Raw genomic sequence first — 19,938 nt, 5'->3', positions numbered from 1 at the left:
CATTTGTCATATTATATTGTGATTCTATACACTACAATGAAAAACTCCAAATTCGTATAATTAAATTAAGATGAAATAGGGGGAGTGATTTAAGTGATAGTAAAAGTTAATAATTTAGTAAAAAGATATAAGGAATTAATTGCCCTTGAGCATTTCAATATGGAGGTCGAAGAGGGAGAGATATTGGGGCTTTTAGGTCCTAATGGCTGTGGTAAGACTACGGCAATAAACTGTATTCTTTCATTATTGAATTTTGATAAAGGTGAAATACAAATATTTGGAAAGAAAATGACCTCAAACTCCTATGATATTAAAAAACAAATAGGAGTAGTGCCTCAAGAGGTTTCAGTTTTTGAGAATTTAACCGTAAGGGAAAATATAGATTATTTCTGCGGACTTTATGTAGAAGATAGAGTCACGAGAAAACAATATGTAGAAGAAGCTATAGAGTTTGTAGGTCTAAAGGATTATGTAAAATTCTATCCTAAGAAATTAAGTGGAGGACTTAAAAGAAGACTAAATATTGCTTGTGGGATATCTCATAAACCTAAGTTGATTTTTTTGGATGAACCTACGGTTGCAGTAGATGCTCAAAGTAGAAACTTCATATTAGATGGAATAAAAAGGTTAAATCAAGAAGGCAGCACTATTATATATACTACTCATTATTTAGAGGAAGCAGAAATGCTCTGTAAGAGGATTATAATCATGGATAATGGCAAAAATTTGGTTTCAGGAACTAATGAAGAATTGAAGGCGATGATAACAACAACTGAAAAAATAGTAGTTGGATTTTCAGTGATTAAAGATGAAACGGTTCAAAAGCTTAGGAAAATACCTCATGTAATTGATATAGAGAAAAGAGAAGATGACTATATTATAAAGTTTGAAAATGGACTCAATAACTTATCAAATCTATTGGAGTTTATAAAAGAAAACAATCTCACCTATACAAAACTATATAGTCAATTACCTACATTAAATGATGTATTCTTAGAATTAACAGGGAAGGAGCTTAGAGATTGATATGAAAAGTGTATTTCGTAACTGTATATATCAAGGGAAAAACTTATATAGAGACAAATCTTTTCTTTTCTGGACTTTAATATATCCATTGATAATGGCAATATTTTTCTACACAGCTTTCAACGGACTGATAAATATAGAACTAGAGAATATAGATATAGGAATAAGCTCTCAAAACCCAATTGCATTTATATTGGAAGAAATCGAAATAGTAAATGTTCATAAACTCTCAGAGGATGAAATAAATGACAAGTTAGAGAATGAAGAAATTCAAGGATTTATTGACGACGATTTAAATCTATTAGTCAAAAAATCAGGAGTAAATCAGACTATAATTAAAGAGATACTTGATCAAATTAAACAAATGGGAAGTTTAAATGTTCCTATTGAAAAATTTGATTTTACAGTAGAATATATTTCAGAAATAAATCAAAAAGCAGATATTGTAATTATAATATTTTACTCACTAATTGCAATGGTTTCTGCCTATGGAATTTTTCCTGGAATTGTAACAGTAAGTTTAATTCAAGCAAATTTAACTAATGTAGGCAAGAGGATAAATATAACACCCCTACGAAAGAATGAATTTCTGTTAGCAGGTATCATAGTTTCACTAATTTTAAATTTACTTTCAAATGTGATATTGCTGATTTTTATAAAATATATCTTAAAGATTAATTTGTTTACAGAGATGAAGTATAGCACTATTTTTATAATAGCAGGAAATTTATTTGGAGTAGCCCTTGGAATATTTATTGGAGCTTCTAATAAACAAAATGAAAATACAAAGACTATTTTAGGTATTATGATTACTTTGTTTTTATCAGCTTTATCAGGAATGATATCACCAAATATAAAGATTTGGCTTGATAAGAGTGTTCCAGTATTAGGAAAGATAAATCCAATCGCCATAATAACTAATAATCTTTATAGGATAAATCTGTTAGGAAACACTCAAACTGTAATTGAAGGAGCTTTGATCTTATCAATTTATTGTATAGTTCTTATTAGTATATCCTATGTATTTTTAAGGAGGAAGACCTATGACAGTATATAAATATTTCGTTAAGATAGCATTAAAAAATAAAGGAGTTATCCTTTCATACACAATCATTTTCTTCATTCTATCAATATTAAATGGTGGAGGGAATACACAAAGAGAAACCAGTTTTATGGAAACAAAGCTTGATATTGGAATAGTTGATAATAGTAATAGTGAATTATCAAAGAGTCTAATAGATTATTTAGGAAAAAAGAATGATATAATCGATACCAAGTCAGATGAAAAGTATATTAAAGAACAGATTTTCTTACAAATAATAGATGCAGTAATTGTTATTCCAGAGGACTTTGAGAAAAAGGTAATCAATAAGGAAAAGACTATTGAGGTATTTAGAGATGATAGGAATATAGGAGCTTATCAAATTCAAAATCAGATTAATAAATTTATTTCCTTTGCTAATGCAACCTATGAAGATGGGAAATTTGATTTATCTAATGTAAGTACTGCCTTGGATGAAGGTATAGAGGTAAATATAATTAAACCTGATAATAATATAAATCAGAAGATGAATACATGGTTTAAATTTTATTTTAATTTTGTCTCCTATATAGTAATGGCCTTATATATCTCTGTAATAGGCTTTGTTATGACTGACTTTATAAATAAGGAAGTTGAGAATAGAAGAAAGATATCTTCAGTAAAGTTTTTGAAATTTAATAGCCAAATATATTTAGGACAGTTAACAATAGCAAGTTTTCTAACATTAATATTTATATTGGGAAGTATTATTTTGAAAGGAAAATATATTGGAGAAGTGAATTTTCTAAAATACGTAATTAATACAATAGTATTTTCATTCTCTGCATTATGTCTTGTATTTTTAATTAACAATATAACAAATAATAAATTTGTTATATCAGGTGTAAGTACGGTATTATCCCTTGGAATCTCATTTGTTTCAGGTGTAATGGTACCACAGCAATTTTTAGGAGAGAAGGTATTGACAATAGCTAAGTTCTTTCCCACATATTATTTTGTAAAAATAAATGAAACAGATATCAGCTCTTTTCTAGATGTAAAATATGAAATATTTATGCAGTTGTTATTTGCCATAGCATTCTTATTGATGGGACTATATTTTTCTAGGGCAAGACAAAAGGCTTAAAAGATAATAAGAGGCAGTTCTAAAGAAGTATAAGAACTGCCTTTATTAATTATATGAGTATTTTACTGATTGTTGACATCCTTTCAAAAATGCTGTAAAATATATTGGTAAACTATGCACTCGTAGCTCAGTAGGATAGAGCGGCGCCCTCCTAAGGCGTAGGCCGGGGGTTCGATTCCTCTCGAGTGCACCAAAACTAAAGCTGCAAGTCTTTATAAAGATTTGCAGCTTTTTTATGCCAATGTAGATTGTGTATTTCCATAAATAATAGCAATTAATTCAATAAGAGGACTGAAACAATCAAGTTCAGGTATTTTATATCTTTTGAATTTTAGATATTTACTTTTATTTTTTTATGTAGCGAAGTATGATATTATAGTAAAAAGATTATTAATTATACGGACAAACAAGGATTTAACATTGATATACAAAATGAATATCATTGAAAATTTATATTTTGAGAGGTGAGATATGAAAAAGCATAGCATTAAACTATATAATATAATTTTTCCCATATGGTTCTTATGGCTGATACCAATTACTTGGATTGTGGTTTTGCCGGCAAATTTTCTTATAGATTTGATTGTAATTGTATTGACTATGAAACATCTAAAAATAGAAAACATTAAACAGAAGGCTAAGACTGCGATCTTTAGAGTTTGGATATTTGGATTTATTGCTGATTTTATTGGTACAGCTGCAATGTTTATACCCAATGTAATTAATTTTAGCTACGACACAGCCTTAGGACAATGGTGGTATAAAAATATCATAAGTGCTGTTAGCTATAATCCCTTTCAAAGCATCTATTCTATGCTGTGGGTAACTGTATGCGTGATAATAACCGCATTTTTTATCTATTTGTTTAACTATAAATTCTGTCTGAAAAAATCAGATTTAGATGACATACAGAGGAAAAAACTTGCATTATCCTTAGCGGTATTTACAGCACCCTATTTGTTTTATCTTCCTACATCTTGGTTTTTCTAAAGGTTATAAATATAAGTAGGGAAATGACAAATTCTATTATTTTATATAATAGGAATTGTTGAAGTTTGAAAAAGAAGGAGGCTAATTCTAGGAAGTAGAAGAATAAGCCTTTACTTCTTCTTTTAAGAATTCAGAGTAAAAATCGATATATAAAAATTCTCTCCCAATTCAAAATACTTTATCTTATTGAATTCATGTTTTTGCAGCAGATTATCAATTTGTTCAGGACTCAATCTATGATTGGTAGGTGGACCTATAGGAGTCTTACGTTTATGAAATTCGATAATAGCCAAGAGTCCACCATTAGTTAGAATACGCTTGATTTCATCTGCCATACCATCTATATCCTCCAATTCATGGAAAACAGTAGAAGCTAGGACAATATCACAAGAGGATGAAGGTACATCTTGAACATCATTCTTTAGTATAACATTATCTGCATTATGTTCTGTTCTTTTAACTTTTAATACTTCTAGCATTTCAGTGGATATATCTACTGCATATATATTGGAATTAGTTAATTTAGATGCTGCAAATGTAAAAATTCCTGTTCCTGCACCGATATCACAAAAAGAACTTCCATCCCCAAGACCAAGATTTTTAAGTGTTTCTGATGGATTTAATTCTTTTAACCGTTGAGGGTTTTCTAATTTATGTTCCATATTTTTAAATTCTCCTTTCTAGATTAGACATAATACCTTTTATTACTTTTTTTTAACAATGATATGTTCTATATCGATTACCCTTTTCACCCTATGGTAAGCGAGATTATAAGTTATGTTTTGACCAGATTTGGAAAAGTCTAAAATCCCATGAACTTTTAATATAGTAAGATGTCAAGATAAAGCAGATTGTGCAATGTTGAGAGTTTTTTTGATTTTACTCACATACATACCGTATATTGGTATGTATCAATATACTAATATATTTGATATTAGTCAAGAAGTTTAGTTGAGATTTCATGTGTTATAATGTTAATAGGAGGTGCTTCTATGACGCAAATTGCCAAAGAGATACTAGAGAGAACTGGAGGCGAGTGTCCATGAAGATTGACCGCTTGCTTGGAATACTCACAATCCTGCTTCAAAATGAACGGGTAACAGCTCCCTATCTTGCTGAGAAATTTGAAGTTACTCGCCGTACCATTGGCAGAGATATTGATACTCTTTGCCAATCGGGGATACCTATTATTACATATCAAGGCAGCGGTGGCGGTATTTCTATTGCAGAGGGTTTCAAGCTTGACAAAAGCGTTCTGACTGTTGATGAGCTTTCAGGGATTATTGCTGGTCTCAAAGGTATTGGAAGCGTATCGGAAAAGTCCCATATTGAGAAAACTCTAGATAAATTATCTGCTAATAAAGATATCGTTGTATCGCTAAGGGAACCCATTGTAATCGATCTTGCTTCTCATTACAAGGGCAGCTTGACAGAAAAGATTGAACTTATTAAAAGAGCGATTCATGAGCAGAGATTAATTGAATTTGACTATTATTATGAAAAGGGTATTACACATCGCCGTATCGAGCCATACTTTATAATTTTCCAGTGGGCGGCGTGGTATATATTTGGATTTTGTCAAGAGCGAAAGGATTGGCGGTTGTTTAAGATGATGCGGTTATGGGATTTACGTCTTTGCACTGAGACCTATATTCCCCGTGAAATTCCACCTGAAAAGAGAGACTTTAATGAGTGTCTTCCCGATGATAAAAAGCTAGTTGTTCTATTTGACCCATCAGTTCGTTATCAGCTCATTGAAACATATGGACTTAATTGTTGCACAGAAACTGAAGAAGGCCTGCTTCGTCTTGAAATTGGATATACAAATAGGGACTTTACTGTATCATGGATTTTGGGGTTTGGAGATAAGGCAAGGGTACTTGAACCTGATGACATGGCGGAGCATATAAAACGAATCGCTGTTAATATTTTGGAACACTATAAATAAACAGGACAGGATGTTGTCCTGTTTAATGTGATATGATTCTTTCAAAAGGAGGGTTTTGGATTGAATAGTAAACCGATAAAAAATTATGGAGATTTTGTTAGTACACTGCTGGATGCTGGGTTTTCAATGGGGGGTGGGAATAGTGAAGGCATTTTCTCCGTGATTCCATGGAATTGGGAGGAATCACCGCCTTACGAAACACCTATATGCTGGCATACAGGAAATCCAGATACTGACCCATGGGAGTGGCGTATGCGTGTATTAGACGAGCGTAACGATATTGCTTATGCAAAATTATTCTTCAAGAAAAGCGGATATATGGTCAGAGAATGGGTTCCTTATTTTCTCGCAGTTCGGCGAGAAAATAGGACATTTGATGAGAAATATGCAGATGGTGAAATCAGTAACCATGGGAAACGAATTTATGACACTATCCTCGAAAATGGGACGTTGCCATTACATGCAATAAAGCAGTTGGCAGGCTTTGGAAAAGAGGAAAAGTCTCAGTTTGACCGAGCCTTGACAGAACTGCAAATGAAAATGTATTTGACTATGTGTGGAAGGCAGCAAAAAATATCTCAAAAAGGAATAGAGTACGGCTGGTCTTCAACTGTATTTTGTACAACTGAAAATTTTTGGGGGGAAGATGTATTTGAAAAGGCTGTAAAAATCGAGAAAGATGAGGCAATTGAAAAAATAACAGAGCGTGTTTTTATACTCAATCCTAATGCTGAGTTAAAAAAGATTTTGAAATTTATTAAAGGATAAAGAAAATTTATTATTACGGGGGTGGGTAAATGAGTAAAGAGGTTATTGCAAAAGCAGAAGAAATTATTCGTCAAAATACAGCTCACAGTTCATTGGAGGGTTCAGAGCCTTATTGTGTTCTTGCACTCATTGATAGGGACGGGTATCCTACAGCTTCAACGATTACGGCATCAAAAGCCCATGGAATTAATTGGATTACCTTTTGCACCGGGCTTGAAGGTAACAAGGCAAAACGTATAGCAAACTGCAACCGCGCAAGCGTGTGCTTTAATAAGGACGGGGCATATAACATCACTTTAGTTGGAACAATTGAAGTTGTAACAGATCTAGCCATCAAGGAAGAAATGTGGTATCCGGGAATGGGGCAGCATTTCAACGGTCCTGACGATCCAGACTATTGTATTTTGCATTTTGAGACAAATCGCTACAATCTTTTGGTTGATTGGCAGGAGGCGGAGGGAATATTGTGAAATATGATATGAGTGCTTAGAATAAATTTGCAGGGAGAGATTATATGAGTTTAATAATTGAAATGACAAAAGATTTCGCTATAGATATTTCAAATTGGATTTATGAAGATCCTTACTCAATGTATAGTTTTGAAAACAATTCAGAAACCATTCTTGAACTTATGAGCGGTGATTATTATGCTTTTATTGACGATAAAAATCAATTGTCTGGTTATTTCTGTTTTGATAAGTCGGCGCAAATACCAACTCATGACTATACATACTCTGAAGAAGCATTAGACATTGGATTAGGTATGAATCCACTTCTGTGCGGAAAAGGATTAGGATATTCATTTCTAAATAAAGGTATAGACTTTGCTCGAAAGAAATTTCAATCTAAAAAATACCGACTGACAGTTGCTTCTTTTAATAGGCGTGCTATCAGTTTGTATGAAAAAGTTGGTTTTATAATATTAAAGACTGTTAATCATTCCAAGTCTGGAGATGAATTTTATATTATGGTTCGAGAAGAAAGAGATTAAATTATCTTTATAAGCCATTGTTTTTACCTTTATAGGCGGATTCTATTGACTATTTTTATTACCTTGATTGACATCATAGATGCATACTGTTATTATTATAACAAAGAACTAGTGTAATATAGATAAATTAGGTATATAATGAATGAAAATAAGTCTTTTTTGAGGATTATTAAGATTTATAATAATCTTTTTATAACTTATAGGAAGATTCTAATTTTTTTCATTCTAGAACGTGCCCTCAATGAGTTTTAAGCAGATTGCTGAAATCTTTGATTTTGTGCAAGTCGCTTATGCAGTAGCTAAGAAAAGCTTACTTGAAATCCTTTATTAGAAGCTTTTCTTATATTTGTATCAAATAGACTATTTCAAAGTAGGGGAATCATATGGCGATTTTAAGTTTTAAAGAAATTGAATGCATGGATTGTTATAAATGTGTCAGACATTGTCCTGTTAAATCAATAACAGTTAAAAATGGACGAGCACAAATACTTGAATCAGAATGTATATTATGTGGAACCTGTACTGTTGTTTGTCCTCAAAATGCAAAGGAAGACAGTAATGATATTCCTAAAATATTAGAGTTACTTAGCCAAGGGCGTCAAATTGTGGCAACTGTAGCGCCTTCATGGATTACTGCATATCCCAAGGCATCATTTCAGACCTTTTCTGATGCACTTGCTGAGTTGGGTTTTTCTTATGTTTCTGAAACAGCAGAAGGAGCATATGTTGTGAAAAGCCATTATGAAAAATTGGTTGAGGATAAATGGAATGATGTAATCATATCTTCCTGCTGTACGACTATAAATCTATACATTGAACATCATTTTCCCGAGGCACTGGATTTTTTGGCTCCAATAATCTCTCCTATGCAGGTAAGTGCTCGTAAGTTAAAGGATTTATACCCTAATGCTATAGTGATATTTATTGGTCCATGTATTTCCAAGAAAGCTGAATGTGGTGAAAATGGTGCAGACTATGTAATTACCTTTGATGAGCTTGAAGGATGGTTTGAAAATTCTAGTATAGAACCTAAAGAAGACGGTTCAATACCTACGCCAAAGCTTTCACGATCATTTCCATATGGCGGAGGTATATTAGATAGCATGTTAAAAAATCGCAGCTTTCAATACATCGCTATTGATGGGATTGAAAATTGCATAAATGCATTGCAGGAAATCGTTTCAGGCAATTTAAAGGGATATTTTATTGAAATGAGTGCATGCACTGGAAGTTGTATAGGGGGACCATCTTTTCAAAAAAGCCAAAATAAGCAGATTTTTGGAAAGACTCTGGTTAGAAAACAAGCAGTAAATGAAAGTGGAAAGAATATTGATTTTGAGACAAGAACTGATTTTTCGCTGAAACAAAAATTTCTTGATAAAAAAATAGTCTGTATGCCTCCGACAGAATGGCAATTGGCTGCAATATTGAAGAAGATGGGAAAAAATACTGTAGAAGATGAGCTAAACTGCGGTTCGTGTGGATATCCAAGCTGTAGAGAAAAAGCAGTTGCTATCTATGAGAATAAAGCAGATATCAACATGTGTTTGCCATTTATGAAAGCCCGTACGCAGTCTTTTGCAGATAAGGTAATAGAAGTATCACCCAATCTTATATTAGCTGTGGATATTGATATGTGTGTCATAATGATTAACAATGCCACATGTAAAGCATTCCATTTATCCTCACCTGAGGATATCCTTGGTTCTCCTGTATCACGTATACTAGATGAGTATAATTTTATTGATTTAATTGCAAGTGGGGAAGAGAGAATAAGCAGAAATATATATGTTGCAGAGTATGGTTTATACTTAGAGCAGACACTCATATACGATAAGGGAAATAGCATAATAAGCTGTATAATGAAGGATATTACTCAGCTTCGCATGGAGAAGAATAGGATTCGTCAAGCAAAGATGGATTCTGCTAATATGGCTGATGAAATTGTGGAGGCTCAGTTACGTACAGTACATGAGATAGCTTCTCTTTTAGGAGAAACAGCTGCAAAAACTAAGCTGGCAATAATGGATTTGAAAAAAACAATACTTATGGATGATGAGATTTTTTAGGATAGGTGGCTTATATGCTGGATTATGTATTAGATTTTGCAAAGATAAGTTATAATAAATATACAGAAAGTATTTGTGGTGACTTTTACTATAAGGAAACGACAGAAGATGGAACCACTTTAGTTCTTTCTGATGGACTAGGTAGCGGTGTAAAGGCAAATATACTTGCAACGCTGACTTCTCAAATACTAGGCACATTACTTTCAGGAGGTATGCTCTTAGAAGATGCTGTTTTTACTACAGTTCAGACATTGCCTATGTGCAGGGAGCGGAAGTTAGCCTACGCTACATTTGTAGCGGCGAGAATACAGAGATATAAGGTATATCTGGCACAATTTGATAATCCTCCTGCTATACTCCTTCGAAGCGGAAAAAGTATAAGTCATGAGTCTGCACGTTTTTTCATTCAAGAAAAAGAGATTTGGGAAAGTACAGTACCGTTGCTTTCTGATGATATGCTCTTTCTGATGACTGATGGTGTTACAAATGCAGGTATAGATAGCGAAATTGGCAAAGAATTAGGATATGGTGAAGTTGTAAAGCTTTTGGAGCAATGGTATAAACCAGGAGTTTCAGCTGCATGGTTAGGGGCCCGTTTGATGAATGCCTGCTTATGTCTTTATGATGGAAAGCCTAAAGATGATATAACACTATTGACACTGCAGCTTCGGGAACGGAAAGCCATAAATATTATAATCGGCCCTCCAGAGAATCCAGATGAAGATGACAAAATATTAAGTATGTTTTTTAGAAAAAAAGGAAAACATGTTGTATGCGGCGGAAGTACAGCTAAAATGGTTTCCAAATTCTTAAAAGCACCTCTTATGCCTTTAGAGGGTACATCATCTGAGGGGATACCTGCTATGGCGAAAATAGAAGGAGTAGATCTTGTGACAGAAGGTATCATTACCTTAAAAAATATTCCTAAGCTTATACATGAGTATGAGAAGAACGCTATTATATTACTTGAATTAGAAAAGAGAAAAGATGGTGCTGCTATGTTGACACGTATGTTAATCGAGGATGCAACAGATATTAATATATATTTAGGAAATGCTGTAAATCATAGTCATCAGGAGGACGGGTTAGGAATTGATATTGTTTCAAAATTGAAACTTGTACAGGAAATAGCGGAAAGTCTTGAAAAGATAGGTAAAAAAGTAAAGATTAGCATGTGTTGACACTTGAAAAGTTCTATGATACATATTTAATATACAAATAAAAAGCTGTATCTAAATTTAGCATTACAAGGTGATATCAATGGATATTTTATATATGAGAGAAGCTTTAGAAGAAGCTAAAAAGGCAGCTACCATCTATGAAGTGCCTGTAGGTGCTGTTGTTGTTTATGAGGGAGAAATAATCGGCAGGGGTTATAATCAAAGGGAAACTTCAAATGACCCAACAGCTCATGCTGAAATACTTGCAATAAAAGAAGCAAGTAAGCATCTTGATGCTTGGAGGCTGCTTAATTGCACTATGTATGTGACTTTAGAACCCTGTGCCATGTGTGCAGGTGCAATAGTAAATGCTAGAATAGGAAAATTGGTTATAGGTACTAGAGATCCTAAAAGAGGCTGCTGCGGAACTGTGGAGGACTTAACGAATCATCCTAGGTTTAACCATAGATTAGAAGTGGAATTTGGTGTATTAGAAGATGAATGCAGCAGTATAATTTCTAGTTTTTTTAAGGAGCTTAGGGAAAGTAAATAACTAACAATAAAGAAGTCTCAGCATATAGGTCTTGAGACTTCTTTATTGTTGTATTTTACGAACTATATCCTCTATAAATTATTTTTTGGTGCAACTCTAATCCAAGTTTCTTCGTAGCATTTTTCATTTGCAGTTTCATAGTACATCTCAAATTCAAAGCCCTATTCATACTCTCTAAGCAATCCATATGTATTCTCCTCCTTTAATTAAAGTAATAAATTCATATCTTTGCAATAATTGCAGGATATTGCAAGGAGCTAAAGATAAAAAGGATTATATCAATGGAATCTATTTCCTTATATACTTTTTGTAGTCCTAAGGGGTTAATGTTATAGGGTTGTTATGTTTGTTGTTTAATATATAAACTATACTATTACAATAATTAAATTTAATTGTCTATATCAATAATAATACACACTTGACTTTTTTTTCAATACCAATATATAATGATTTTAAATTTAATCTATATTGAATTGACAAAGATAAGATAACATATGAGATCAGGGATTATTTTCTAAGGAAAAAGAGTTTTGAATATAGAATGAATTATTATAATCAAAAAAGACAGAATTGTATTTGATGGGTAAACATTGGAGGAATTTAGGTATAAAGGAGAGTTGCCATGAACGGCTTCATCGAAATAAAAAATGCACGAATACATAATCTGAAAGGCGTAGATGTAAAGATCCCCAAAAATAAACTAACTGTAATTACCGGAGTATCTGGCAGCGGAAAATCAAGCCTTGCATTTGATACCCTTTATGAGGAAGGAAAACGAAGATATCTTATGTTCTCTGGGACACAGTTTATAGTTGACAGTACACCCTCTTTTGACAGTATCACAGGACTTTCTCCGACGGTTGCAGTAGAACAGCGTATAATCCGTCAGTCTAATCCTCGAAGTACAGTTGGTACACGAACAAAAATAAGCAATATGCTTGCTATGCTGTTTGCTGCTTATGGGGTGAGAGATGACAAATATAATGATGACATACCCCTTACGATGGAGATGTTTCAAAAAAATTCTCCCAAGGGTATGTGCGTAAAGTGTCTGGGCACGGGAATTATTAAAGAACTTGATGAAGAAAAGCTGTTTGAAGATTTATCGCAAAAAATAGAGGATGTTTGCTTAGGATTAGGAAAAAGGGGAATTACAAAGCGAATGCTTGATAGCTTTTGTAAATATCATAATATCTCTCCCACAGACAAGCTCTCAACGCTTACTGATGAGCAATTAAACTTTTTGAAATATGGTGATAATGGAAAATCATCCTTTATGGGTTTTGTGCCATGGATAATGCATACTACAAATGGAGCTTTCTCGACATCGAGTCGCCTCGAATATTTGCTTACCAATGCAGGATATATGGGCAAAGCATCTTGTCCGAAATGTGGTGGCACGGGTCTTGGAGAACAGGCTTTTCATACTGCTATAGGAGGCAAAACTATTTCTGAGCTTGAAAATATGTATATAAAAGATTTGTACCAATTTTTAGCTACAGTCCCTATAATATCACCTTTGTTAGGCGAGATATTGGTAAAGCTAAATTGCATGGTTGATGTGGGGTTGCATCATCTTGTACTTTCACGACCTGTACCAACACTTTCAGGCGGAGAAATTCAAAGACTATTTTTAGCTTCTTATATAATTGCTGAAATGGATAGTATTATTTTTGTATTTGACGAACCGACAATTGGATTACATGAGGTGGAAAAAGCTAAGCTGATTAAAATTTTGAAGAATCTTGTTAATCGTGGAAATACAGTTATAGCTGTTGAGCATGATGAAAAATTTATACGATCTGCTGACCACATTATTGACCTAGGTCCAAATGCAGGTGTACTTGGCGGTGAACTGATTTTTCAAGGTGGTTTTGAAGAATTTTTGTATTGTAAAAATTCAAATACATCACCATATTTAAGATGTGAAGAAACTCTGGAAATGGAAAAGCGAAGCAGGACTATCGATATGCTAAATGTCTTAAAGATAGAAAATGCAGCACTTCATAATCTGAAAAATGTTACAGCAGAGATACCGCTTGGATTAATGGTAGGTGTTGCCGGAGTATCAGGAAGCGGAAAATCAAGTCTTATTTCTGATACACTTGTGCCTAAGTTAAAAGAAATGTTGAATACCAAGTGCATAACGGATGATGAAGATGAGGAGCTTACCTATGAATCTAATAATGTAATTATAAGCGGTATAGAACATATAAAAAAATGCTTTGTTATTGACCAAAAACCAATTGGAAGAAGCCGTACATCCTGTCCTGCCACATACACAGGTATGTTTGATCGTATCCGAACTTTGTTTGCAAAGGAGAGCGGACTTTCAGCAGGTCTTTTTACTGTTAATTCTGAAGGAGGCTGTAAGGTATGTAGAGGTGATGGTGAGATACATTACCATGTAGGTTTTGGAAATTTTATTAACTTGGAATGTGAGGCTTGCGGGGGAACAGGTTTTATTCCCGAGGTTTTAGAGGTAATGCTTGACGGAAAGAATATTAAAGATATCTTATCAATGACGGTGGATGAGGCAGTGGAATTTTTTAAGGGAAAGGATAAATCAATTGATAAAATCCTTGCAACACTTTCACGTGTGGGTATGAACTATATCACTTTGGGACAAAAAACTCCTACCATATCTGGTGGAGAAAGTCAGCGTATCAAATTGGCAAAGGAGCTTTCAAAAGGACAGAATGCAAAGGATGCAATTTATATCTTGGATGAGCCTACTACAGGGCTATCATTTCATGATAGTAAAAAGCTATTAAAACTTCTTCATGAACTTGTAGATAAAGGTAATACAGTTATCCTCACGGAACATGACCCTTATGTGTTATCAAATTGTGACTATATCATTGAGATGGGTGTCGGCGGAGGCAATGATGGCGGAAATATTATAGCAGCAGGTACACCGAAAGAGTTAAAACAAAACTCAAATTCTATAATAGGACGGTATTTGAAATGAACCATGAAATTGAGGAATATGTTGACCATTATATAAAACAAAGAAGATATCGTCTTATCAACAGCATTTTGCTTTTTAAGGATAATGAGTTGATTCTTGAACGATATTATAATGGATTTACAAAGGATAGCAGAAATAATATAAAATCCATATGGAAAAGTATTTTGTCCATATGTATAGGTATTTGTCTTGATAAAGGATATATTAAGAGCTTAGACGAGCCTATAAGCAATTATTTAACAGAATTTGCTCAGAATGTTCATCCATATCACAAGCTAATCACTGTTCGGCATCTTCTAACCATGTCATCAGGCATATATTGGAATGGCGGTGTTCATTATCACTGCCCCATGCTTGAACAGCTTTGGAGATCAGAAAATTGTTTGGAACATCTTTCAGATACAGCTATGGCAGATGTACCAGGTACAAAATTTGTGTACAAGGAATGGGATGTTATTTTACTATCTGCACTCATAAGCAAGGCAACAGGTATGAGCACATACGAGTTTTGCAGAATAAATTTATATGAGCCCCTTGGAATAACCAGTGGTGAATGGGCTGCATTTTCGAATGGTGTGAATTATAGCATTAGCAACAATCCAATTCTTGAAATGCAATCGGATTTATCTGCTCATGATCTTGCTAAAATCGGTTTTTTGTTTTTGCAAAATGGGAAAGGTATTGTCAGTGATAATTATATAAGACAGGCTATTTCTCCTTCCCAAAGGGAAAGGAATTATGGTTTCTTATTGTGGTTATTTGATGGTGGTTTCAGCTGTCGCGGATATGGAGGTCAGGAGGTAAATATTCTGCCAGAGTCAAATATTGTTTACGTAATACAGGCAACACCATCAGCACAAAGTAAAAGCTATGAAGATGTTTTTGATAATATCATTAAGATAGTACAGGAGTAATAAAGATATAGTATGCATAAAAATAGGGCTTAGATAAAAGAAAGAGCAACCAAAAGGTTGCTTCTAATACTTTATATGTCTGATAAATTAGAATTTATCAGCTTTTTTTATCTTTATTTTTAGCCATTCAATTAAAAAAGAAATAAGAAAGCAGACAATATATGAAATTACTAAATAAATTAATGTCTGTTCTAATATTGGAGGATATGTATTGTTGTAGAGCTTAGAAAAAAGGATTCGAGGTAAAATAATACTCCCAATTGTTACACCTATACTCACTCCTATTGCAGATTTCAAAGCCTTTTTAACCATAAGATTTCACCTCCATATTAGTCTATTATAACACATAAACATATATAGAAATACCCAGCCATCCTTGTTTTTTCAATTATATATAGAAAACAAGTAAGGAACTGGGTTTCGTTTAAAGCTATACTCCAATATATTGATATACTAGATTATTTTAGTTTTTTTATACATTGGCAGTAGAAACTAAAATTGGTTTTTGTCCACTGAAACTTCCTTCTTCATTTACGGTAATCGAAAAAATATGCGGAGTCATCATAAATATTGTTGAAGTTGCATCAGCCACAACAATTATGCCATATTCGTTAATATGCACATCACCAGAAGCACTTGTATTAGGACCTGCAGTTACAGATATGCTGTCACCTACTGTAACATAATTATAGATGTTTTTAAGCTGGTCAGTATCGCAATTCTGAGGAAATGGGCTAGGTGGACTTAAATAAGTTATGGAATCATCATAAATACTATTTGGAAAATAAAGCATTGTTATTTTGTCGATATTAAAAGCAAATGATTCTTCTTCTGATTGAAGAACGAGCATTGGTATACTTTCAGCATCAGGAGCTTTGTAAAGGGAATGAATTGGTCCTGAAACTGTTGCAAGTCTATTTGAGAAAATACTAACAGAATCACCTTGATATATATTGACTATTTGTTCTAAAACATGAGCAAATTGCTCTAAAGCAAAACAACGACTATTATCAGCTATATCACTGTTTAAATAAAAAACTCGCAGATTAGCTTTAGATGGTATCGTATTTGAGAAAAAAACAGTAGTATTTGATGTATTTACCAATGAGATGTTGATAGGGGCATCACTAACATCTAGAATAGCTATTCCATTCATATTACCTGTTTTATTTGGTGAATTGCTATCAAATTCATGACCTTTGTCAGAAATTAACTTAAAAATAACGCTGGGTGAACCGAAGATTGACTGCATAGCTACATACCAATCAATGACATATAGACCATTTTCAGAAATAGTAATGGTACCTGTTATATTATTATAACTTATATTTCCTATCATACTAATTGTCTCATCAAATATAACATTATTATTGTTTAAAATACTATTATCATTATTTTTTTGAAGTTGTAATATTGTATTATTCATAATTACACCCTTTTTATATAGTTTAAATTGATCTTTATATATTATATGCCTTCGATTCAAAAGTGTTAAATACAATAGTCGCAAGTTAAGATTAAGGATATATTCATAATTTATCATATAAATTTAAAAATCCATTGTTGGTAGCAACGGATTTTTAATGAGGATTCATCTTAAGGATGTACGTTTTATATTTCTCTTTATAGGTACCTTAAAAATTAAAGTTATTTTACTGTTCTAAACATTTCCCTGAAATACCATATCAGTATCCCTGCATAAATATTGTACTGATTTTCGGCCCGTTTCAAGGGCAACAGGAAGTCCTCCGGGAATTATAAGTCGGTGGCCAGCAAAATAAAGATTGGATATACTTTCAGGCTTTGAGGGATAGGGATGCATTTTTACACCTTTACCCATAATTGACATCCATGAACCCTTATAAGAATTCAGATAGCGCTCATAAGTCAAAGGAGTAGCGATATCCCATACTTCTACCTTACCGGCAGTTTGAGGATATTTTTTTGCCAAAACAGCAATGAAGTTTTCCGCAAGCTTTTGCTTTTCAGATTCATAGCTACCCTTTATCTTCTGCTCTTTCCACCATTCATAGCTATCTCCTGGAAATATAGAAGTAATGGCAGTACATCCATTTGGAGCATAGCCTTCATAAGTCGCATAGTTATTTATACTGATTTCCTTGATTTCTTTTCCAGCACAGAATACCGGAGTATCACTTGTAAAGACCATACTTTCATGAATATTAGACAAGTCCTCTTTGATTCCTAAACAAATAAAAGTATTTAGCATAGGTTTGGTTTCAGAGCGCATCTTATCCGCCCATGGCTCTTTAAGTGGGTTGTCAAATAGAGTGTCAATCGCAGCCAGTGTATCTTGTGTGATGATGACTGCATCTGCAGAGATTTCTGTCCCATTAAAAACAATACCCGTAGCACTACCACTTTTAATCATAATCTTTTCAACTTTACTATTATATTTTATCACACCGCCTAAAGCTTCAAATCGTTTTGCTATCCTGCCAGCCATGGCAAGTGAACCGCCTGAAGGGTATCCTCCATCACCTTTTGCAAGGGTTGACAATGTGAAAAGCATGCTTGTGGCATTGTTATCATCGCTGACAACATTTCTGAATAAATCTTGTAAAAAAGGACTTTTATACCGCATAGCATATTCTTTTACCGTTTGATCTGAGTAGAAAGACATTCTAAAAAATGCAGGAATCATAGAAATCAATTTTGATATCGGTATAGCGGATTTTTCTTTAACCTTTACGTTTTTAATATCCGTAATGGGCATATCCACTTTCATAAATTTTTTCAAATCCCTGCAAAGGCAGATTATTTCCTTTTTATCTTCGGGTGATAACTCAATCAAATGAGACTGTAGTTTATCAATATCTCGATATAAAAAAGCTATCTTTCCCTTATCTTCAAAGGTAAAAAACGGGTCGCGGTTATAAATGGAAGTATTGTCATCCAATGCCCCGATTTCACGCCAAAGCTTATGGAGGGCAGTTTTTGGAGAAGAACCCGTCAGCCAGTGCATGCCACCTTCAAAGAGATAGCCCTTTCTTTTCCAGCTTGTAGATGCACCGCCTGGAATGGAATGAGCCTCATAAATCACAACATCAAAACCACTTTGGCGGGCATATACGCCTGCCGTTAGTCCAGCAATACCGGCACCGATAATAATAACCTTTTTCATCAGCCTTACCTCCTTATTATATCAATAATCCAATCACTATCAGGACATGGTGAATTTGGATTAAGCGCAATTTCCTCCGCAATGCCCCTTACGGCAGACCAAAAAGCAATTGAAAGAGCATAAGGGTCACCACTGCGGATCGTACCTTCTTTCTGACCTTTCAAAATCAGCTCAGAAGTTGGCTTATAAATATTAAAACTGGCAAGCATCTCTTTGACATAATCAGGAGCTGCTTCATTATAAAAGGCTTGATTCATCAATACAAACATCTTTGCAGTAAATGGCTCGGCTTTAATATAATGAAAAATTTGTCTTGCGACATCTTCAAAAAAGGCAAGAGGTTCTTTTTCAGTAGGAGCCATAACACTCATGGGTCCTGAAATGCCAAGACTTATTAATTCTTCATATAGTTTTTCCTTTGAAGAGAAATAATGAAACAACAATCCGACACTCATACCAACTTGCTCTGCAATGTCACTTACTTTTGTAGCAGAATATCCCTTGCGTATGAATAAATCCAGTCCGGCATTCAGTATCTCATTTCTTCGCTTTTCTTTTTGTTTTTCACGAATTCCCATTATTGAATCTCCATTCATTGAATATATATTCAATATTATATATCTGCTATTGAGATTTGTAAACATTTTTGAAGAGAGTTCATAGGTTTCCAATATATATGATACTAAGAACGCTATTATAACAATGATAGAGATGTTTTTAATGGTTTTTCTATAAAATACGAAAATGACACTGAATTTGAAAGAAAACTTTCAAATTCAGTGTCATTTTGTTTTGGTAAAAAACAAAGTACATAGATTAATCTATGTACTTTGTTAAAATATTCTGGAGCTGGCGAGAGGAATTGAACCCCCAACCTACTGATTACAAGTCAGTTGCTCTGCCGATTGAGCTACGCCAGCATGTTTATTCATTTTTTTCCTACGACTTACATACTTTTGATTCTTGGCGGCCCGACTAAGTGATGTACACGAAATTGAAAACCACAATTTCGGTCCCCTACTTATGCCGATTGAGCTACGCCAGCACTTGTTTAATTCACAATTATCAGTTCACATTTCACAATTGAAAAACCAAACTCTCAAACCAATATTCTTAGTTTTGCTCAGAATATCATTTCTAACGCTTCTCAATTGTGCATTGTGCATCGTGAATTGATTAATGGCGACCTGGAAGGGACTCGAACCCTCGACCTCCAGCGTGACAGGCTGGCATTC

Annotated in this window: 19 protein-coding genes and 2 tRNA genes; 14 read left to right on the top strand and 7 right to left on the bottom strand. The window is 33.7% G+C overall.

Annotated features, from left to right (window positions below; all coding sequences use genetic code 11):
* Window positions 1-93 precede the first annotated feature (93 nt).
* The 5 genes from RDK80_RS18550 to RDK80_RS18530 all read left to right on the top strand — a co-directional run bounded on the left by RDK80_RS18550 (window position 94) and on the right by RDK80_RS18530 (window position 4,184).
* Window positions 94-1,026, top strand: coding sequence for an ABC transporter ATP-binding protein (locus tag RDK80_RS18550; RefSeq protein WP_308525140.1), 933 nt, complete (start codon window positions 94-96; stop codon window positions 1,024-1,026).
* A gap of 1 nt (window position 1,027) precedes the next feature.
* On the top strand, window positions 1,028-2,083 hold the full coding sequence (locus tag RDK80_RS18545; RefSeq protein WP_308525139.1) for an ABC transporter permease: 1,056 nt from the start codon (window positions 1,028-1,030) through the stop codon (window positions 2,081-2,083).
* Window positions 2,070-3,194: an ABC transporter permease gene (locus RDK80_RS18540; protein WP_308525138.1), complete on the top strand. Its 1,125-nt coding sequence runs from the start codon at window positions 2,070-2,072 to the stop codon at window positions 3,192-3,194. Before RDK80_RS18545 ends, RDK80_RS18540 begins: the two co-directional genes overlap by 14 nt.
* Before the next feature lie 116 nt (window positions 3,195-3,310).
* Window positions 3,311-3,387: transfer RNA gene (locus tag RDK80_RS18535), tRNA-Arg, on the top strand.
* 278 nt (window positions 3,388-3,665) lie between these two features.
* On the top strand, window positions 3,666-4,184 hold the full coding sequence (locus RDK80_RS18530) for a hypothetical protein (protein WP_308525137.1): 519 nt from the start codon (window positions 3,666-3,668) through the stop codon (window positions 4,182-4,184).
* Between the two features lie 122 nt (window positions 4,185-4,306).
* On the opposite strand, the gene RDK80_RS18525 is transcribed toward RDK80_RS18530, so the two are convergent.
* Window positions 4,307-4,846 (bottom strand): class I SAM-dependent methyltransferase, encoded by a 540-nt coding sequence (locus RDK80_RS18525; protein WP_308525136.1) that lies wholly within the window; start codon window positions 4,844-4,846, stop codon window positions 4,307-4,309.
* Between the two features lie 380 nt (window positions 4,847-5,226).
* Between RDK80_RS18525 and RDK80_RS18520 the strand changes: the two genes are divergently transcribed.
* The 7 genes from RDK80_RS18520 to tadA all read left to right on the top strand — a co-directional run bounded on the left by RDK80_RS18520 (window position 5,227) and on the right by tadA (window position 11,673).
* Window positions 5,227-6,132: a YafY family protein gene (locus RDK80_RS18520; RefSeq protein WP_308525135.1), complete on the top strand. Its 906-nt coding sequence runs from the start codon at window positions 5,227-5,229 to the stop codon at window positions 6,130-6,132.
* Window positions 6,133-6,192: 60 nt separating this feature from the next.
* Entirely contained in the window at window positions 6,193-6,900 is a 708-nt protein-coding gene (locus RDK80_RS18515; RefSeq protein WP_216557877.1) for a hypothetical protein, read from the top strand.
* 29 nt (window positions 6,901-6,929) lie between these two features.
* Window positions 6,930-7,370, top strand: coding sequence for a pyridoxamine 5'-phosphate oxidase family protein (locus tag RDK80_RS18510; RefSeq protein WP_216557874.1), 441 nt, complete (start codon window positions 6,930-6,932; stop codon window positions 7,368-7,370).
* A 44-nt stretch (window positions 7,371-7,414) separates the two neighbouring features.
* Window positions 7,415-7,891, top strand: coding sequence for a GNAT family protein (locus RDK80_RS18505; protein WP_308525134.1), 477 nt, complete (start codon window positions 7,415-7,417; stop codon window positions 7,889-7,891).
* Window positions 7,892-8,274: 383 nt separating this feature from the next.
* Window positions 8,275-9,960 (top strand): [Fe-Fe] hydrogenase large subunit C-terminal domain-containing protein, encoded by a 1,686-nt coding sequence (locus tag RDK80_RS18500; protein ID WP_308525133.1) that lies wholly within the window; start codon window positions 8,275-8,277, stop codon window positions 9,958-9,960.
* A gap of 14 nt (window positions 9,961-9,974) precedes the next feature.
* Complete coding sequence (locus RDK80_RS18495; RefSeq protein WP_308525132.1) at window positions 9,975-11,141, top strand: SpoIIE family protein phosphatase; 1,167 nt, start codon at window positions 9,975-9,977, stop codon at window positions 11,139-11,141.
* A 79-nt stretch (window positions 11,142-11,220) separates the two neighbouring features.
* Complete coding sequence (tadA, locus tag RDK80_RS18490) at window positions 11,221-11,673, top strand: tRNA adenosine(34) deaminase TadA (protein WP_308525131.1); 453 nt, start codon at window positions 11,221-11,223, stop codon at window positions 11,671-11,673.
* 55 nt (window positions 11,674-11,728) lie between these two features.
* On the opposite strand, the gene RDK80_RS18485 is transcribed toward tadA, so the two are convergent.
* Entirely contained in the window at window positions 11,729-11,860 is a 132-nt protein-coding gene (locus tag RDK80_RS18485) for a hypothetical protein (RefSeq protein WP_255374242.1), read from the bottom strand.
* Between the two features lie 435 nt (window positions 11,861-12,295).
* On the opposite strand from RDK80_RS18485, the gene RDK80_RS18480 reads away from it, so the two are divergent.
* Both RDK80_RS18480 and RDK80_RS18475 read left to right on the top strand, forming a co-directional pair.
* Window positions 12,296-14,644, top strand: coding sequence for an excinuclease ABC subunit UvrA (locus tag RDK80_RS18480; protein ID WP_308525130.1), 2,349 nt, complete (start codon window positions 12,296-12,298; stop codon window positions 14,642-14,644).
* A complete protein-coding gene (locus RDK80_RS18475; RefSeq protein ID WP_216557855.1) occupies window positions 14,641-15,558 on the top strand; it encodes a serine hydrolase in 918 nt (305 codons plus the stop codon). The genes RDK80_RS18480 and RDK80_RS18475 overlap by 4 nt, the downstream gene beginning before the upstream one ends.
* Before the next feature lie 87 nt (window positions 15,559-15,645).
* On the opposite strand, the gene RDK80_RS18470 is transcribed toward RDK80_RS18475, so the two are convergent.
* The 5 genes from RDK80_RS18470 to RDK80_RS18450 form a co-directional block, all read right to left on the bottom strand.
* The gene (locus tag RDK80_RS18470; RefSeq protein ID WP_094898734.1) at window positions 15,646-15,870 is read right to left on the bottom strand and encodes a hypothetical protein; all 225 of its coding nucleotides are present in this window, start codon (window positions 15,868-15,870) and stop codon (window positions 15,646-15,648) included.
* A gap of 160 nt (window positions 15,871-16,030) precedes the next feature.
* On the bottom strand, window positions 16,031-17,044 hold the full coding sequence (locus tag RDK80_RS18465; RefSeq protein WP_308525129.1) for a hypothetical protein: 1,014 nt from the start codon (window positions 17,042-17,044) through the stop codon (window positions 16,031-16,033).
* Window positions 17,045-17,218: 174 nt separating this feature from the next.
* On the bottom strand, window positions 17,219-18,703 hold the full coding sequence (locus RDK80_RS18460; RefSeq protein WP_308525128.1) for an NAD(P)/FAD-dependent oxidoreductase: 1,485 nt from the start codon (window positions 18,701-18,703) through the stop codon (window positions 17,219-17,221).
* 5 nt (window positions 18,704-18,708) lie between these two features.
* Window positions 18,709-19,281: a TetR/AcrR family transcriptional regulator gene (locus RDK80_RS18455; protein ID WP_308525127.1), complete on the bottom strand. Its 573-nt coding sequence runs from the start codon at window positions 19,279-19,281 to the stop codon at window positions 18,709-18,711.
* Between the two features lie 266 nt (window positions 19,282-19,547).
* Window positions 19,548-19,623 (bottom strand) — tRNA-Thr (locus RDK80_RS18450).
* Between the last annotated feature and the right edge of the window lie 315 nt (window positions 19,624-19,938).

The sequence above is a fragment of the uncultured Tissierella sp. genome (assembly GCF_902479755.1).
Taxonomy (GTDB): Bacteria; Bacillota; Clostridia; order Tissierellales; family Tissierellaceae; genus Tissierella; species Tissierella carlieri.
This window is presented reverse-complemented; position numbering and strand designations above follow the sequence as displayed.

Excerpts from the sequence above, each read along its gene's own strand:
- RDK80_RS18520 (WP_308525135.1), top strand. The coding sequence starts at position 5,227 with ATGAAGATTGACCGCTTGCTTGGAATACTCACAATCCTGCTTCAAAAT.
- RDK80_RS18525 (WP_308525136.1), bottom strand. The coding sequence starts at position 4,846 with ATGGAACATAAATTAGAAAACCCTCAACGGTTAAAAGAATTAAATCCA.
- RDK80_RS18460 (WP_308525128.1), bottom strand. The coding sequence starts at position 18,703 with ATGAAAAAGGTTATTATTATCGGTGCCGGTATTGCTGGACTAACGGCA.
- RDK80_RS18475 (WP_216557855.1), top strand. The coding sequence starts at position 14,641 with ATGAACCATGAAATTGAGGAATATGTTGACCATTATATAAAACAAAGA.
- RDK80_RS18485 (WP_255374242.1), bottom strand. The coding sequence starts at position 11,860 with ATGGATTGCTTAGAGAGTATGAATAGGGCTTTGAATTTGAGATGTACT.
- RDK80_RS18470 (WP_094898734.1), bottom strand. The coding sequence starts at position 15,870 with ATGGTTAAAAAGGCTTTGAAATCTGCAATAGGAGTGAGTATAGGTGTA.
- RDK80_RS18495 (WP_308525132.1), top strand. The coding sequence starts at position 9,975 with ATGCTGGATTATGTATTAGATTTTGCAAAGATAAGTTATAATAAATAT.
- RDK80_RS18545 (WP_308525139.1), top strand. The coding sequence starts at position 1,028 with ATGAAAAGTGTATTTCGTAACTGTATATATCAAGGGAAAAACTTATAT.
- RDK80_RS18455 (WP_308525127.1), bottom strand. The coding sequence starts at position 19,281 with ATGGGAATTCGTGAAAAACAAAAAGAAAAGCGAAGAAATGAGATACTG.
- tadA (WP_308525131.1), top strand. The coding sequence starts at position 11,221 with ATGGATATTTTATATATGAGAGAAGCTTTAGAAGAAGCTAAAAAGGCA.
- RDK80_RS18500 (WP_308525133.1), top strand. The coding sequence starts at position 8,275 with ATGGCGATTTTAAGTTTTAAAGAAATTGAATGCATGGATTGTTATAAA.
- RDK80_RS18505 (WP_308525134.1), top strand. The coding sequence starts at position 7,415 with ATGAGTTTAATAATTGAAATGACAAAAGATTTCGCTATAGATATTTCA.
- RDK80_RS18540 (WP_308525138.1), top strand. The coding sequence starts at position 2,070 with ATGACAGTATATAAATATTTCGTTAAGATAGCATTAAAAAATAAAGGA.
- RDK80_RS18480 (WP_308525130.1), top strand. The coding sequence starts at position 12,296 with ATGAACGGCTTCATCGAAATAAAAAATGCACGAATACATAATCTGAAA.
- RDK80_RS18530 (WP_308525137.1), top strand. The coding sequence starts at position 3,666 with ATGAAAAAGCATAGCATTAAACTATATAATATAATTTTTCCCATATGG.
- RDK80_RS18510 (WP_216557874.1), top strand. The coding sequence starts at position 6,930 with ATGAGTAAAGAGGTTATTGCAAAAGCAGAAGAAATTATTCGTCAAAAT.